Raw genomic sequence first — 14,508 nt, 5'->3', positions numbered from 1 at the left:
CTCTACCTGACGTTTATGACTATAACGATATTGTGTTCTTTTTTATTATAGAAGAGAAGTAAATTGTTCAAGATAAAAGAGAAGTGAACTGTTCAGGAGGCAGAAATGAGTAAACAAAATCAAGTCAATCTAAGAAAACAAATCGCTCCTTTTGAAAAGTCTAATGTAAAAACGAGTGTAAAGCAGTTAGTTAATACGATTCCACCGTTTATTTTGTTATGGGTTGCTGCGTATTATAGTTTGGAAATTTCTTATTGGTTAAGTTTAGCTCTTTCGATTATTGCGTCAGGGTTTGTGGTCCGAATTTTTATTATTTTTCATGATTGCTGCCATCAGTCTTTTTTCAAAAGTCGAAAAGCTAATGATATTTTAGGGACAATTACAGGTATTATTACGCTATTTCCATATGAAAAGTGGAAGCGCGACCATTCAATTCATCATGCGACAAGCAGTAATTTAAATAAGCGAGGGACAGGCGATATTTGGATTATGACGGTGGAGGAGTATGTAAATGCTTCGTTTTGGGTTCGGCTTCAGTATCGTTTATATCGAAATCCGCTTGTGATGTTTGGATTAGGGCCAGCGTATTTATTCTTAGTATCAAATCGTTTTAATCGAAAAGGAGCACGTAAGAAAGAAAGAGTCAATACGTATGTAACGAATGTTTCTGTTATTGTACTGTATACATTGTTATGTTTAGCAATTGGCTGGCAAGCGTTTCTTATGATTCAACTTCCAATCATGTTTGTGTCAGGGTTGCTTGGAATTTGGCTGTTCTACGTACAGCATCAGTTTGAGGATTCTTATTTTGAAGAGGAAGAAAACTGGAATTATGTGAAGGCTGCGATTGATGGAAGCTCATATTATAAGCTTCCAAAGCTATTGCAATGGGTGACAGGAAATATTGGTTTTCACCACGTACATCACCTCAGCCCGAAGGTTCCGAATTATCATCTTGAGAAAGCTCATGATTCTACACCACCTTTACAACAAGCTACAACGATTACAATTCGTTCTAGTTTAAAAGCTCTTCGATTCCGCTTATGGGATGAGTCAAGCAAAACGTTTGTAGGCTTCCATGAAGCGAAGATTTTGGTAGAAAAATCTCAACCAAGCTTTCAAGAAAAATAAAAAGCTAAAAAACCATTCTTGCTATGAATGGTTTTTTAGTCTTTGATTAGATTACAATGTACAGGAAAGGAGGCTGTTATGAAAAAAAATTGGTATCATATTTTCCCGAAGAATACGGGGCTGAGCCCTTATGTTTGGATTATTTTTTGTATTCTACCGTTTTATTTTATTTTTAAATCGTCCTCTAAGTTAGAAATTGCAGCTGGGATTGGGATGATTCTTTTATTTTTTGTCGCTTATGGATTATCCTTTGCTGCGAAGGGGTGGAGTGTCTATTTATGGACGTCCATTCAAATTATCACTTCAATTGCGATGACGAGTCTCTTTGGTTATATTTATTTTGCTTTATTTCTCGCTTTTTTTATTGGAAATATTCAAAATAAGATTGGTTTTTATACACTATATACCATCCATATCATCACTACGATATTGGGGGTAAATTTAGGGTTTCTCTATCAAAATAAAATTTTTCTTACGCAGTTCCCGTTCATTGTCATTTGTGTGATTGGTGTAGTTTTGATACCATTTAACACATACAATCGAAAGAAAAGGGAGCAGTTGGAAGAACAGTTAGAGGATGCAAATAAACGAATTTCGGAGCTTGTTAAAATAGAAGAGCGGCAGCGAATTGCTCGCGATCTGCATGATACGTTAGGGCAAAAGCTTTCTTTAATCGGTTTAAAAAGTGATTTGGCAGGCAAATTACTGACTCGTAGTCCAGAGGCAGCTAAAAATGAAATTAAAGATATTCAGCAGACAGCGCGCACGGCTCTAAAAGAAGTACGCGATTTAGTGTCTGAAATGCGCGGTACGCGTCTTGTCGAAGAAATGCTTCGAATTCGCCAAATCTTGAATGCGGCACAAATCAAGCTGGAGCTAGTAGGTTCTTCACAGCTTAAAGATACACCATTGTTAGTGGAAAATGTGTTAAGTATGTGCTTAAAAGAGGCAGTTAACAATATCGTTAAACATAGTCATGCTTCTTCTTGTAAGCTAGTGATTAAGCAGTTGCCGACGGAGTGGTATATAGAAATAGAAGATAACGGAGTCGGTTTTCAGCATAAAGGAGACTTTTTTAAAGGAAATGGACTTCAAGGGATGAAGGAACGATTAGAATTTGTTAATGGGAGTTTAGACATTCCAGCATCAAATGGAACGAAACTCGTTATTAGAGTGCCGAATGTGATTAAACAAGCGGAACGGGGGAAATCAATATGATTCGAATAGTCATTGCTGAAGATCAACGGATGCTGCTGGGAGCGCTGGGCTCTCTTTTAGATTTGGAAGAAGATATGGAAGTAGTCGGGAAAGCGAGCAATGGTGAAGAGGCGCTTGAGTTAGTGAATCGTTTGAAGCCGGATGTTTGCATTATGGATATCGAAATGCCAGTCAAAAGCGGGTTAGATGTGGCTGAGGAAATTCAAAATCAAGCTTGCAAAGTTATTATTTTAACGACGTTTGCGCGTACTGGTTATTTTGAACGAGCGCGAAAAGCCGGTGTGAGCGGATATTTATTAAAGGATAGTCCAAGTGAGGAACTGGCGAATTCAATTCGAATTATTATGGATGGTCGTCGGATTTATGCTCCTGAGCTTGTTGATATGGCGTTTCAAGAAGAAAATCCGTTAACTGAGCGAGAAAAACAAGTACTTGGTTTAATTGCTGATGGAAAAAATACGAAAGAAATTGCGAAAGAGCTTTATTTAACAACAGGAACCGTTCGTAATTATATTTCTATTATTCTTGATAAATTAGACGTAAGTAATCGAATTGAAGCCATCGTCCGTTTTAAAGAAAAGGGCTGGTTTAAATAAGATCGATAGAGAGGCAAGTTCGTTTTGGGGCGAACTTGCTTTTTTGCTTAGAGCAGGCTAGGCAGTTTTTTCGTAAGAAAAGGAGACAACCTAAGTTGGGGTTAGTGAGAAACTAGGTTGTCAGAGAGCTTATTTAATAGTAGAACGCTTTCGATTCTTTTCTCCATGAATTAAATGTACTTGGACATCCAGCTGCTGGATTGAATCCTCGGTCAATGGAACTTTCCCGTTTTGCTCTGCATTTTTCCAAGCTTGAACATTTTTTCTGTATAACATTTCTGATAAGCGGTATATATCTATATTGTTTTCAACTCCTTGTAAGTAGGTTCCCTTCACTTGCTGTTTAATTGTCTGTTCAGTAACTTGAATTATGTTTTTTAAACTCTTATCTTTAGGGTTCTCTCGTAATATGGCCTCCGCTTTAATAGAAATGGTAAATTGGATGTTGTTTTTTTTAACAATAGGTTTTATTTTAACTTTTACCTTATTAATAAGTAAACTAACATCTGAAAATTCTTTAGTAGTGAGAGTTAACTCCTCACGCTTTATATCTTTAGTCATCCACCTAAGGCCGTATATGTTTTGATTCTCTATTATTTTTTGCAGTTTCTTCTTTTTAATGGATGCAATGCCTTTTGTTTGAATGACCCGATGACTCTTTTTTTCTGTTTTCCATACATCTTCCTTTGTTAAATTGATATAAGGTATATTGGCTTCGTAAGGTGGTTCATTTAGTAAAATGAATAATTCACGCATATCAATTGGCTTAACAAACGAACTTTGTTTGTAGGTAGCAAGCGGATCGCTTACTCGAGATAGAGCTGTTGACATTTCCATAATGGGAACCGCTGTTAATACATCCATTAGTGGTTCATTTGTTGCATACATCCAAAGGCGGTATCGTGTTTCTCGATATCTGTCTAATAAATCGGTGGTTGCTTGAATCCCTTCCGCTTTTATTGCTTCCTCCGTGAATATAACAAAACCAAGGTGTCCCCAAAAAACCCTGCGCTGAGATGACTTATATAACTTAAACACTGCGTCATTGACTGTTTTTCCAGATGCGCGGCCGACCTCAATCTTTGTTCCAGAAGCACCGCCGGCTACTTCTGATTTAGCTAAAAGGCGAGGATTAATAATTTGTAAATAAACTGTATATTGTTGATCTTTATAATCAATGCCTAGTCCATGAACGTATACCATGCGCTCTGGTTCACTTGTATCCCAGCATCCTGCTAATGGAAGAGTCATAGCGAGAAAAAGAGCTAAATATATCCATTTTCTTTTTCCAGTTTGCCTCATGGCTCGCCCTCCTGAGTAGGGTCATGAGGCTTAAGGGTGGCGGGGCGTGTATCCTTTTTCTGAGCTGGTAAGCGGAAGATAGCTTTTAGAACATTCTTCATATTTAGCTGTGTCGCAAGTGATAAGTATGGTACTCCAAATGTGCGGATGTTAGCTACATATGTACCAACTAAAAAGATAGAGACGAAAAAGCCGACAAAGCCAAAAAGAGAAACAAGGAAAATGACGAAAAAGCGCATCAATGAAACAGTCCCTACAAGGGATTGATTGACTAAAGTAAATGTGGCAACGGTAGAACCGGCAATGACGACGAGCATAGCTGGACTCGTTAAGCCAGCTCTAATCGCCGCGTCGCCAATAATCAGCCCGCCGACCACACTTAATGTTTGTCCAACAGCCAAAGGGAGCCTCATGCCAGCCTCTCTAAATAATTCAAACAAAAGTAACATTAAGATCGCTTCCATAGCGGTAGGGAATGGGACCCCTCTTCGTGATTCAATGACTGTTGCTAATAATGTTAAGGGCAGTTGATTTTGATGAAAAGCCGTTAATGCGACCCAAAAGCCAGGCAAAAAAGCGGCAACGGAAATACCGACTATTCTAAGCAGCCTTTCAAAAGAGTTGTATAAATAATTATATTCTTTATCTTCAGCGCTTTTTAATAAATAAAATAGATTAACTGGTGTGATATAGGCATAGGAAATGCCATCAATTAATAGAACGAAGCGGCCGTTTAATAAGGACTCGACAGCAAAATCAGGTCTGCCTGTATAAGCATGACGAGGAAGGACCGAATAGGGACTATCATTGATTAGTTCTTCCAACTGTGTACCGCTTAACAGACCATCTATATAAATAGACTGAAGTTTTTGGCGAATTTGTTGGAGAAAATCTTGATCAGCAATATCCTCCATATATAAAAGTGATACTTTTGTTTTGGAACGTTTACCAATTTCAAAAGCTTCTCCGACAAGCGTTGTCGTACGCAACCTCTTCCGAATCAAGGCATAGTTCACTGTAATATTTTCAATAAAGTTATCACGTGGTCCCTTGACGCTCACTTCTGTTGCCGTTTCCTCCGGCTGGCGTTCAGGCCGATCGGCAATATCTACTGACATGATAAGGTTTTGCTCTTGTACAATGAAGAGCAGCTTGCCTTCAAAAATAGCGTCGGTAGCTTGTTCTTCCTCTTTTACTAGTTGAAGAGATGGAAGGGAAAGTTGCTGAAGGGAATCTAATGTAATCTCTCCCTTTAAGTGAGCGAAAAAATCTTCAAATCGCTTAGGAACAACCTGATATAACATGTCTGTATTCACCAAGCCCGTACAATAGACGAGGGTGATGGTGTGCTGATTATATTGTAACGATGAAAATTGAATATCAATACATTTAGTAAACAGCTTTCTTAAAGCTTCTTCATTTAGTGTTGTGCCTGTATTTTTCTTTTGAGGCCCTTCTTTTTCAGGAGGAATTAATTTTTTAGATGTTTTAAATTTCATAAATGGACCCCCGTTTTTTCCTTGAAGAAATCATCACCAGTACACTTATTAATAGAGAAAAACTAAAAAAGAACAAAAATGTCCCAGGTAAAATAATATTGGCTGTCAGGTAAGAAAATCTAAAGTCACTAATAGGAACCAATACTATTCCCGCAATAATAAGAGAGAAACCGAATAAATATTTATTTTTAAGCTTGTCTGCTTTAGCTGGCAGTATTTCTTTCATTAACAGAAGTAATAGAGCGAGGCGAATAAAGGCCCCAGCCAACCATTGGTAAATCGATAAAAAATCTACATGCTCTACAAAATTACCTAACGATACTAATCCCCATTCTTCGTAGGGGGGGAATCGTTGTATAGAGGCTTCTGTTGGTCCGAATTCTATAATCGCCCCAATGAGGGGACCTATTGTTAGAATCGTTAAGATAAGAACGATGCTGACAAAATGACGCCAATTGAGCGGGTTTTGCACTTTATGCTGTAATAAAAGAAAAAGGAAAATTTCTGCTATACCAGCTGCTTGATAGATGATGCCACTTAGCACAGGTTGATAGCCGTGTTCTAAAAGTGGAAGAAGCAGCATGAAATTTTTATACTGGATATTAGCGAAAGAGACAAAAAAGCCAAGTAACGTAATAAAAAATAATAGAAAAATATTAAGAATATTTAATGTGCGTAAACTAGTAATAGCAAGCTGCCAGCATGTAAAGATGAACAGAAAGGTTATTAAAAATACGGGTGTTTCTGGTAAGAATAAAATACTAACCCATGTAATTGTTTCTCTTAAAGTAAAGCCTGCCATCACTATAAGATAACTAATAAAAATAAAGGTTAAAATATTAGTTGCTTTTTTGCCAATAGATTCTTTAAGCCAGTCAAATAAAGGCTGTCTATTCGTTTTTTTATGAATGTACATTAATAATGGTATCCACAGCATCATGAGCAGCATCGTAATGATAACCGTTATCCAAGCATCCCGTCCTACTTCTCTAATCAAAGGAGAGATGGCAAACACATGATTATTTAAACCAATGGTTGTCGTAGCAATAAGGATTAATTGAAATGGAGTAATCGAATCCGTTTTATGAATAGAAACCACCTACTATAAATTCTTATTTAGTATCTTTTGTTATAATTTCCTTTTTATACATAGTGCTTATGGAGAGAGTGAATGCCGCTATTTAGTGCAATGTATGGTATATTTTTTTCATAATGGAGAGAGAGGAACTGATTTACATGCAAAAAGCAACATTTGCAGGCGGATGTTTTTGGTGTATGGTTTCGCCTTTTGAGGAACTGCCGGGAATTGAAGGAATTATTTCTGGTTATACAGGAGGACACGTTGAAAATCCGACGTATGAAGAGGTGAAAACTGGTACGACAGGTCATTATGAAGCGGTTGAAATTACATATGATCCAAAGCTGTTTTCTTATGAACGATTATTAAACTTATTTTGGCCGCAAATTGACCCGACCGATGCAGGAGGACAGTTCCAAGATAGAGGAAGCCAGTATCGGACAGCGATTTTTTATCATAACGAAGAACAGAAGCAATTAGCAGAGGCATCGAAGGAGAAGATTGCAACTAGTGGGACTTTTAAGAAACCGATTGTGACTGAAATCTTACGAGCGCAGACGTTTTATCCTGCTGAAGAATATCATCAAGATTTTCATAAGAAGAATCCAGCTCACTATAAAGATGATCGAAAAAGGTCAGGGCGCGATGCATTTATCGAAAAGCATTGGAAATAATGACGGAATTATGTTGGGTGTGAGTATTCACAGCCAACTTTTTTCTCTCTGTACTATTCTCATAATATTTTAATGTTGGTTCGCTACACTAATAACAGAAAGGTGGGAATAGAATGGGGAAGCGAATCTTAATTATTGAAGATGAACAAAGCATTGCTCGTGTTCTGACGCTTGAATTGCGTCATGAAGGATACGAAACAGATACCGCTTATACAGGAAAAACGGGATTAGCAAAAGCAGAACAGGAACAATGGGACTTAATTTTACTAGATGTTATGCTTCCAGAACTGAATGGGATTGAAGTTCTCCGTCGTTTTCGAAAAAACAATACACATACGCCCGTTATTCTCGTAACAGCTCGGGATGCCGTGCCGGATAAAGTAAGCGGCTTAGACCATGGTGCAAATGATTATGTGACGAAACCGTTTGAAATAGAAGAATTGCTGGCTCGAATACGGGTGTGCTTACGCCAATCCCATCACACAAATGTAGAAGAAGATAAGAACCTTTTAATGGTTGAAAATCTTCGTCTGCAGCTTGGAACGAGAGAGGTCAGAAGGGATAATCAGAACATTGAGCTAACGTCTAGAGAGTTCGATTTACTTGTCTATTTGATGCAAAATAAAAATCAAGTGCTGTCACGTGAACAGATTTTAACACATGTTTGGGGCTATGATTTTACAGGTGATACAAATGTAGTTGACGTATATATCCGTTATATTCGGAAAAAAGTAGACGATCCTTTTGAGTGTCCGTTAATTCATACGCATCGAGGAGTGGGGTATAGCATAAAGGAGCACCGTCGATGAAAATCAGAACGAAAATTCAATGGTATTCGATATTATTTTTGACAGTCATGCTATTGATGTTAAGTGCTTTAGTAGCAATCGCATTCTTTTGGCTTTCCCTGCAAAGAGAGCAGGAATTTTTAGAAGAGCAAGCTCAACTGATTGAAGACAACGTTGGCTTAACAAGCCGTTTTGCTGATATAGAACCAATGATTCCGGATGACGGGATGGTGCGCATCTATCATGGGAAAGAGAATGCGGTTTCTCCATTTACGGAGGAAGAGGAATTGCTTGCTTTAGAGACAAAATATGTATCAGAGGATGACTTTGAACTAAGTAAAGTTGATGGTGAGTACGTTTTAACGTATCGTTTGCCTGTAAGAAATAAAGGGCAGCAACAGGGCGTTATTGAAGTTTCACAGCCAATTGAATCAGTAATCGATCATTTAGTAATGCTCACAGTTGTGCTCTTAGCTATGTCTTTATTCGTTATTTTTATCTCTATTTTTGCTAGTAAACGGTTAGCGACACTTATCTTAAAGCCTGTTTCCATTATGAGTCGTACGATGGTTGAGATTGAACAGAGCGGTCAATTTAAGAAAATTCCTTTGCCGGATAAAGCGAAGGATGAGCTTGAACAAATGGGAGCCGCTTTTAATAGAATGATGGCTCGTCTAGAGCAAAATTATTATCAACAGCAGCAATTTCTCTCTGATGCTTCTCATGAATTGAAAACACCGATTACGGTGATTGAAAGTTATGCTTCTCTTTTGAAGAGATGGGGAAAGGAAGAGGCGGATATTCAAGAAGAGGCAGTAGAGGCCATTCATCATGAAGCCTTAAGAATGAAGGAACTAACGCAAAATTTATTACAAGTGGCTTCTAAAAACAATCTTTCTATTGAAAAGGTGGAAATCGTTTCATTATGCAGGCAGGTAGCACGGAATTTTAGTCAAACGTCGAATCGCATCGTGCAAGTGATAGCGAAGCCAGAAGAGGTTACTTATGAAACAGATGCTAATCGATTCGAACAAGTACTAATCATTTTAGTTGATAATGCATTGAAATACAGTGAAACGGAGGTTACGGTTTCGATTGAGGTTTCTGAGGAAGCCTTAATGATTCGTGTTCAAGATCAAGGCGTTGGAATTCCTAAACAAGATATACCACATGTTTTCGAGCGGTTCTATCGAGTTGATCCTTCAAGAACAAGAAGTACGGGCGGGAGCGGCCTTGGTTTATCGATTGCTAAATCAATTGTGGATTCACTAGGAGGAAGAATTGCCATTGAAAGTGAAGTAGGAGTTGGAACAACTGTGAATATCTCGTTTCTCATCAAATTTTAATCTAGCTCTTATTTTGTTTTCATTTTACTATCCTATGATGAAGTTACTAACAGATAGGAGGGTTTTATGATGAAAACATTTTTTACAAAGAAAATGATGATAATAGCAATGGTAACGGGAGTGTTAGTCCTCGGAGGGGTCTCCGCGATTACAGCTTATGCTCTAAATGCAGGGACAGTTTCAAAAGAGGAAGCAGTTAAAAGTGTTTCTGAACAAGTGAATGGCGAAGTGATAAAGGTGGAGCGAGACTTGGATGACACGTTAACATATGAGATGACAATGAAAACAGAAAATGGCTATGAAGATGTTGAAGTGAATGCTTCTAATGGTGAAATGATTGAGCGAGAGTACGACGATGATAATGATGATAGCCACCCGGCAGCTAAGATTAGTCTTGAAGAAGCAGAAAAGATTGCTTTGAAGGAAGTAGCGAATGGGACGATTACAGATGTTGAGTTGGATATGGAAAATGGTTTGCTTGTATATGAAATTGAAGTAGAGAAAAAGTGGTTGGAGTATGACTTAGTGATTGATGCAAACACAGGAGATGTGCTGCATGTAGGGAAGGAAGATTAAGGAGAAGAGTTTACCTGCCTGTTATATGGGCAGGTAAACTCTTTTTCGTGTTTAAAAAATAAAGATTTTCACGATACTGTAAGGAAGAATGCCAAATGGTTTGGATTTATTCATCTATTCTTCAAACTTTTTTCACAATTATAGAATTTAATAATAAAGAGAAGTTTTTAAGAGAGCGAGGTGAGGGCTTTATGAGCCAGTTGAAGTATATGCTATTAATTCTCGTTCTAGTTTTGCTTTTGCCGAGGGAAACCGATGCAGCAACATTACAATCTAAAATTGAACGCGCAGCACCTGGTGAAACGATTGAGATATCGGAAGGGATATATGAGGAAAATCTCGTAATTACAAAACCGATTACATTGAAAGGTCAAGGGGAGGTGTTGATTCGTTCGTGTGAAGAACAGCCGGCTATTATGATTAAAGGACAACGTGTTTCACTCGAACAAATCCAAGTAGAATATTGTGGTGAAGAAGAGGAAGCAACAGCTATTTCAATCTCAGGCTCTAAGCATCAGATAACTAATTTTGAAATTGAAACAAAACGTTACGGTATTAGACTTGATGGAGCGAGCGAAGTAAATATACAAAACGGCCTCATTATTGGTCAAAGAAAAGGAAATGGTATTGATTTATGGGAATCTAGTCATAATACGATTCAAAATATGAAGATTGCCAAGGTGCAAGATGGAATTTACTTAGAGCAAAGTCACAAAAATACACTGCGTCAAAATCATATTCAAGGCTCTCGATATGGGATGCATTTAATGTTTGCCGATGATAATGTGCTCGAAAAAAACATCGCTCAGTATAATATGACGGGAACGATGTTAATGCGGGTTAAACATGTGCAAGTGGTAGGCAATGATTTCTCTTATAATCGTAATAATGTTAATGCACAAGGGCTGTTAATTTATTTTGTAGAAAATAGCCGCATTGCTGAAAATTCACTTACTGGAAACCGAGTCGGTATTTATATGGAAACATCTGAAGAAAATGTGATGGCAAACAACAAAGTCATGGATAATTTTATTGGAGTTCAGTTTACTAAGGCGAATAATAATCAATTAACTCAAAATACGTTTGTTGGAAATGTAAATGAAGCGCAAGCAATTGAGAGTTCGAATAATAAAATTCATCATAATTATTGGGACGCTTCAGCTAAGCTCGACTTGAAGGGCAAAGGGGAAAGTATATTCCCGTTTGTGGCAGATCCTTATTTTTTAACATTAACAGCGGATGTGCCTGAATTTCAATTATTCTTTCAGTCACCTGGCGTGCTGCTGCTGCAGAAAATGTTAAAAAGCCCTGCTGATCAAGTATTAACGGATGAAGCGCCTTTGATGGAAACAACGATGGAAGTGGAAAGAACAGAGACATCTGCATCAGCGTTATGGATGATGAGTGTAGGAATGATGATTGTTAGTACAAGCTTATTTATAGTAGGGAGGAAAAGAGTATGAAAAAGAAGCTTTTTAGCTTTTTAGTATTAATAGGTGTGCTATCTATGTTAGCTGCATGCGGTGATAAGGAAGTTCAACCAGTAGCTATCAATGAAGAAACAGATACGTGTGCGACTTGTAATATGGCTGTAGTAGATAATCAGTATGCTACCCAAGTTATTTTAGAAAATGGAAAGTCGCTTATATTTGATGATTTAGGCTGTATGTATGAATGGATGAGTGAAAACGCAGATCAAAAAATCGATGCCGAGTTCGTACGTGATTACGATAATAAAGAGTGGGTGCCAGCGGATGATGCTGCCTATGTATATAATCAATCGGTGAAAACACCAATGGCTTATAATGTAATTTCTTTTGAACAGAAAGCGGATGCCGAGAAATTTGTAGCAAATCATGCAGGTAGTACATTAATGACAGCGGATGAGTTAGCAAAACATAGCTGGACGCAAAATCATGAAATGATGCAGAACATGGGAGAAGGACATTCCCATTCTGAAGATGGAACAGAAGAATCGGGTCATGATATGGAGCAAGAGAATACAAATCATTAATGGATTAGTGGGAAGAGGGCCGGCGCATTTTTCTGTGTCGCCCTTTTTCTATGAGGAATAGATAAAAAACATCATTTGGTTGACAGGTTTTGATATCTAGCTACAGGCACGTTGCTCTTTTCTTAAGGAGGGGGAGAATTACGATGTGGAATATTTGGCGTTCTGAATTACGGATGACGGTGCGGCAGCGTTCGTACTATTCATTTCTCATTTTATGGGTCGCTGTGTTATCTTTGCTTTTTTTACTGCAAAACAGCGCGCCATCTTTAACGGGCTATACAAATATAACAGGGACAGTTGCGAATATTGCATTGTATATTATTCCGCTGTTCATGCTCATTATCGGTTCATTTTCAATAGCGAATGAAGTGGAGAATGGACAATGGCGCTTATTAAGTACGTATCCACTGTTTACTTTGTCTTACGTAATCGGAAAAATTGGTGGTCAATTTACCGCCCAGTGGATTGTATTTACGTTTAGCTTCGGAATTAGTATGGCGATTAGTTTAGTCATCGGTGGCGGCTTTTCGATGAAATGGCTATGGGCCATTTATCTTTTTTCCGTTACCTTACTATTTTTCTTTCTTGTCATAGGAGTTTGTATCGGTTCTTTTGTAAAAACTCGTTGGCAGGCATTATCGATTTCTGTGATGCTATGGTTTTTCTTAATTATGATTTGGCCAACTGCTTTAATTGGGATACTTGGCGCAGTACCATACACGTGGATTGCTCCGTTAATGAATGGATTGTTATTCCTTAATCCTGCGGAACTCATCAGGGTCGCTTTTGTTATTAGTCTTGATGCAGGTTCTGTCTTTGGTCAAGCTTACGATCCTCTAATTAGTTATTTAGGAACGTATCTTTCTATACTGATTTATATCCTCTATTTTATCTGCTTTTTAGCGGTTTCATTTTTATTTTCGATGGGGATGCTTGAATGGAGGAAGAGACGATGACAAGATTGAAAGTGGATAGCGTTTCTAAAGTATATAAGGAAAAAACAGCTCTGCACCCGTGCTCTTTTGAAGCAGAAGCAGGTAGCTGTGTCGCTTTATGTGGCGGGAATGGAGCAGGTAAGAGCACGTTGCTCCAAATGATTGCGGCGATTAGCACACCGACTACAGGTACAACCATTATTGATGACATTAATATAAAAGATGATCGAGAAAGTTATTTGAAGAAAATTGGGTTTATGCCCGATGATTTCTATGCTCAAGAGATGATGACAGTGGAAGAGTTTTTGAACTTTTACGGGGCATTTAGAAAAGTAAAGAAAGAACGGATTAATCAAGTGGTTGAATTAATTGGATTAGCAGATAAGCGTCGTGAATTAGTAAAAAGTTTGTCTAAGGGAATGAGACAGCGGTTAATATTTGGACAATCGATTCTAGCTGAACCAGCTGTTTTATTAATGGATGAGCCGACAAATGGTTTGGATCCATATTGGGTCAATCGTTTTGTTGAAATTGTTAATGAGGTCAAGAAAAGTGGAACTACTATTGTTTTCTCAACACATATGATGGATGTGGCTGCTGAAACAGGGGACTTGATTATATTTATGAAACAAGGTGAAGTGATTGAAAAGATTGTTCATAAAGGAACAGTTGAAGAAACAACGATTCAATTAATGAAGCTTCATCGTCAATAAGGAGGGGGCGTTCATGAACCCGTGGAATACGCGTTTTGAAAATGAGAATTATGTATATGGAACAGAGCCGAATGCCTTTTTAGCGAACATGCAGCCCAAGCTTAGTTTGTCAGGTGATGCTTTAGCGATTGCAGAAGGCGAAGGTCGTAACGCTGTTTTTTTGGCGGAGCAAGGTCTGAACGTAACAGCTTGGGATTATGCTCAATCTGGTTTAATGAAAACAACTAAGTTAGCGGAATCTTGCGGTGTTTCGGTTGAAACAGCACTTGTTGATTTGAATGTAGCCGAGTGGGGAGAAAATCGCTGGGATGAGTTGGTTTGCATTTTCGGTCATTTTCCGAAAGAATTACGTCAAAAAACGTTACAAGGTGTGAAAGCTGCGGTAAAACCGGGTGGTTATTTTATAACAGAGGTGTACTCGATTCATCAAATTCCATATAAAAGTGGCGGACCGCGGGAATTAGAGCTTTTATATACACCAGAGGAATTTTTAGAAGCTTTTGTAGACTGGCGAATCGTTCACTTTTTTATGGGAGAAGTCGTTCGCAATGAAGGTGAGCTTCATAATGGTTTGTCTCATGTGATTCAGTTTGTAGGACAGAAGCCAATCAAGTAGAGAGAAGGAGCTATTTCAAAGC

Annotated in this window: 15 protein-coding genes; 12 read left to right on the top strand and 3 right to left on the bottom strand. The window is 38.1% G+C overall.

Translation table 11 applies throughout. The features are described from left to right. Window positions 1-105: 105 nt before the first annotated feature. The 3 genes from BAOM_RS21150 to BAOM_RS21140 all read left to right on the top strand — a co-directional run bounded on the left by BAOM_RS21150 (window position 106) and on the right by BAOM_RS21140 (window position 2,945). Entirely contained in the window at window positions 106-1,131 is a 1,026-nt protein-coding gene (locus tag BAOM_RS21150) for a Delta(5) desaturase DesA (RefSeq protein WP_127761978.1), read from the top strand. 78 nt (window positions 1,132-1,209) lie between these two features. After that, window positions 1,210-2,349, top strand: coding sequence for a sensor histidine kinase (locus BAOM_RS21145; RefSeq protein WP_127761977.1), 1,140 nt, complete (start codon window positions 1,210-1,212; stop codon window positions 2,347-2,349). Then, window positions 2,346-2,945, top strand: a complete 600-nt coding sequence (locus tag BAOM_RS21140) for a response regulator transcription factor (protein WP_127761976.1) — start codon at window positions 2,346-2,348, stop codon at window positions 2,943-2,945. The genes BAOM_RS21145 and BAOM_RS21140 overlap by 4 nt, the downstream gene beginning before the upstream one ends. A 129-nt stretch (window positions 2,946-3,074) precedes the next feature. On the opposite strand, the gene BAOM_RS21135 is transcribed toward BAOM_RS21140, so the two are convergent. Genes BAOM_RS21135 through BAOM_RS21125 form a run of 3 tightly spaced genes read right to left on the bottom strand, consistent with a single transcriptional unit; the run spans window position 3,075 to window position 6,845 of the window. Then, window positions 3,075-4,247: a Ger(x)C family spore germination protein gene (locus BAOM_RS21135; RefSeq protein WP_127761975.1), complete on the bottom strand. Its 1,173-nt coding sequence runs from the start codon at window positions 4,245-4,247 to the stop codon at window positions 3,075-3,077. Next, window positions 4,244-5,746, bottom strand: coding sequence for a spore germination protein (locus tag BAOM_RS21130; RefSeq protein WP_127761974.1), 1,503 nt, complete (start codon window positions 5,744-5,746; stop codon window positions 4,244-4,246). The genes BAOM_RS21135 and BAOM_RS21130 overlap by 4 nt, the downstream gene beginning before the upstream one ends. Next, entirely contained in the window at window positions 5,736-6,845 is a 1,110-nt protein-coding gene (locus BAOM_RS21125) for an endospore germination permease (RefSeq protein WP_257467473.1), read from the bottom strand. Before BAOM_RS21125 ends, BAOM_RS21130 begins: the two co-directional genes overlap by 11 nt. A 137-nt stretch (window positions 6,846-6,982) precedes the next feature. Here BAOM_RS21125 and msrA point away from each other — a divergent pair, with 137 nt between their 5' ends. From msrA to BAOM_RS21080, 9 genes are all read left to right on the top strand, one after another. Next, on the top strand, window positions 6,983-7,498 hold the full coding sequence (gene msrA / locus BAOM_RS21120) for a peptide-methionine (S)-S-oxide reductase MsrA (protein ID WP_127761973.1): 516 nt from the start codon (window positions 6,983-6,985) through the stop codon (window positions 7,496-7,498). Window positions 7,499-7,611: 113 nt separating this feature from the next. Further along, window positions 7,612-8,307 carry a response regulator transcription factor gene (locus tag BAOM_RS21115; RefSeq protein ID WP_127761972.1) on the top strand — a complete coding sequence of 232 codons (696 nt, stop codon included), beginning with the start codon at window positions 7,612-7,614 and terminating at the stop codon, window positions 8,305-8,307. Next, window positions 8,304-9,632, top strand: coding sequence for a sensor histidine kinase (locus tag BAOM_RS21110; RefSeq protein ID WP_127761971.1), 1,329 nt, complete (start codon window positions 8,304-8,306; stop codon window positions 9,630-9,632). Before BAOM_RS21115 ends, BAOM_RS21110 begins: the two co-directional genes overlap by 4 nt. A gap of 66 nt (window positions 9,633-9,698) precedes the next feature. After that, window positions 9,699-10,208, top strand: coding sequence for a PepSY domain-containing protein (locus tag BAOM_RS21105; protein WP_127761970.1), 510 nt, complete (start codon window positions 9,699-9,701; stop codon window positions 10,206-10,208). A 95-nt stretch (window positions 10,209-10,303) separates the two neighbouring features. Continuing rightward, window positions 10,304-11,671, top strand: a complete 1,368-nt coding sequence (locus tag BAOM_RS21100) for a right-handed parallel beta-helix repeat-containing protein (RefSeq protein ID WP_127761969.1) — start codon at window positions 10,304-10,306, stop codon at window positions 11,669-11,671. Further along, entirely contained in the window at window positions 11,668-12,222 is a 555-nt protein-coding gene (locus tag BAOM_RS21095) for a nitrous oxide reductase accessory protein NosL (protein WP_127761968.1), read from the top strand. Before BAOM_RS21100 ends, BAOM_RS21095 begins: the two co-directional genes overlap by 4 nt. Window positions 12,223-12,365: 143 nt before the next feature. Then, complete coding sequence (locus BAOM_RS21090; RefSeq protein WP_127761967.1) at window positions 12,366-13,178, top strand: ABC transporter permease subunit; 813 nt, start codon at window positions 12,366-12,368, stop codon at window positions 13,176-13,178. Beyond that, window positions 13,175-13,870, top strand: a complete 696-nt coding sequence (locus tag BAOM_RS21085; protein WP_127761966.1) for an ABC transporter ATP-binding protein — start codon at window positions 13,175-13,177, stop codon at window positions 13,868-13,870. Before BAOM_RS21090 ends, BAOM_RS21085 begins: the two co-directional genes overlap by 4 nt. A gap of 13 nt (window positions 13,871-13,883) precedes the next feature. Further along, window positions 13,884-14,486, top strand: coding sequence for an SAM-dependent methyltransferase (locus tag BAOM_RS21080; RefSeq protein WP_127761965.1), 603 nt, complete (start codon window positions 13,884-13,886; stop codon window positions 14,484-14,486). Window positions 14,487-14,508 lie beyond the last annotated feature (22 nt).

The organism is Peribacillus asahii (assembly GCF_004006295.1).
Taxonomy (GTDB): domain Bacteria; phylum Bacillota; class Bacilli; order Bacillales; family DSM-1321; genus Peribacillus; species Peribacillus asahii_A.
The sequence above is the reverse complement of the archived record's forward strand: the minus strand, read 5'-3'. Positions and strand labels throughout refer to the sequence as shown.

What these genes read in the sequence shown, in the direction of transcription:
- BAOM_RS21150 (WP_127761978.1), top strand. Translation starts at nt 106, where the DNA reads ATGAGTAAACAAAATCAAGTCAATCTAAGAAAACAAATCGCTCCTTTT.
- BAOM_RS21090 (WP_127761967.1), top strand. Translation starts at nt 12,366, where the DNA reads ATGTGGAATATTTGGCGTTCTGAATTACGGATGACGGTGCGGCAGCGT.
- BAOM_RS21130 (WP_127761974.1), bottom strand. Translation starts at nt 5,746, where the DNA reads ATGAAATTTAAAACATCTAAAAAATTAATTCCTCCTGAAAAAGAAGGG.
- BAOM_RS21095 (WP_127761968.1), top strand. Translation starts at nt 11,668, where the DNA reads ATGAAAAAGAAGCTTTTTAGCTTTTTAGTATTAATAGGTGTGCTATCT.
- BAOM_RS21135 (WP_127761975.1), bottom strand. Translation starts at nt 4,247, where the DNA reads ATGAGGCAAACTGGAAAAAGAAAATGGATATATTTAGCTCTTTTTCTC.
- BAOM_RS21085 (WP_127761966.1), top strand. Translation starts at nt 13,175, where the DNA reads ATGACAAGATTGAAAGTGGATAGCGTTTCTAAAGTATATAAGGAAAAA.
- BAOM_RS21100 (WP_127761969.1), top strand. Translation starts at nt 10,304, where the DNA reads ATGGTTTGGATTTATTCATCTATTCTTCAAACTTTTTTCACAATTATA.
- BAOM_RS21110 (WP_127761971.1), top strand. Translation starts at nt 8,304, where the DNA reads ATGAAAATCAGAACGAAAATTCAATGGTATTCGATATTATTTTTGACA.
- BAOM_RS21140 (WP_127761976.1), top strand. Translation starts at nt 2,346, where the DNA reads ATGATTCGAATAGTCATTGCTGAAGATCAACGGATGCTGCTGGGAGCG.
- BAOM_RS21115 (WP_127761972.1), top strand. Translation starts at nt 7,612, where the DNA reads ATGGGGAAGCGAATCTTAATTATTGAAGATGAACAAAGCATTGCTCGT.
- BAOM_RS21105 (WP_127761970.1), top strand. Translation starts at nt 9,699, where the DNA reads ATGATGAAAACATTTTTTACAAAGAAAATGATGATAATAGCAATGGTA.
- msrA (WP_127761973.1), top strand. Translation starts at nt 6,983, where the DNA reads ATGCAAAAAGCAACATTTGCAGGCGGATGTTTTTGGTGTATGGTTTCG.
- BAOM_RS21145 (WP_127761977.1), top strand. Translation starts at nt 1,210, where the DNA reads ATGAAAAAAAATTGGTATCATATTTTCCCGAAGAATACGGGGCTGAGC.
- BAOM_RS21080 (WP_127761965.1), top strand. Translation starts at nt 13,884, where the DNA reads ATGAACCCGTGGAATACGCGTTTTGAAAATGAGAATTATGTATATGGA.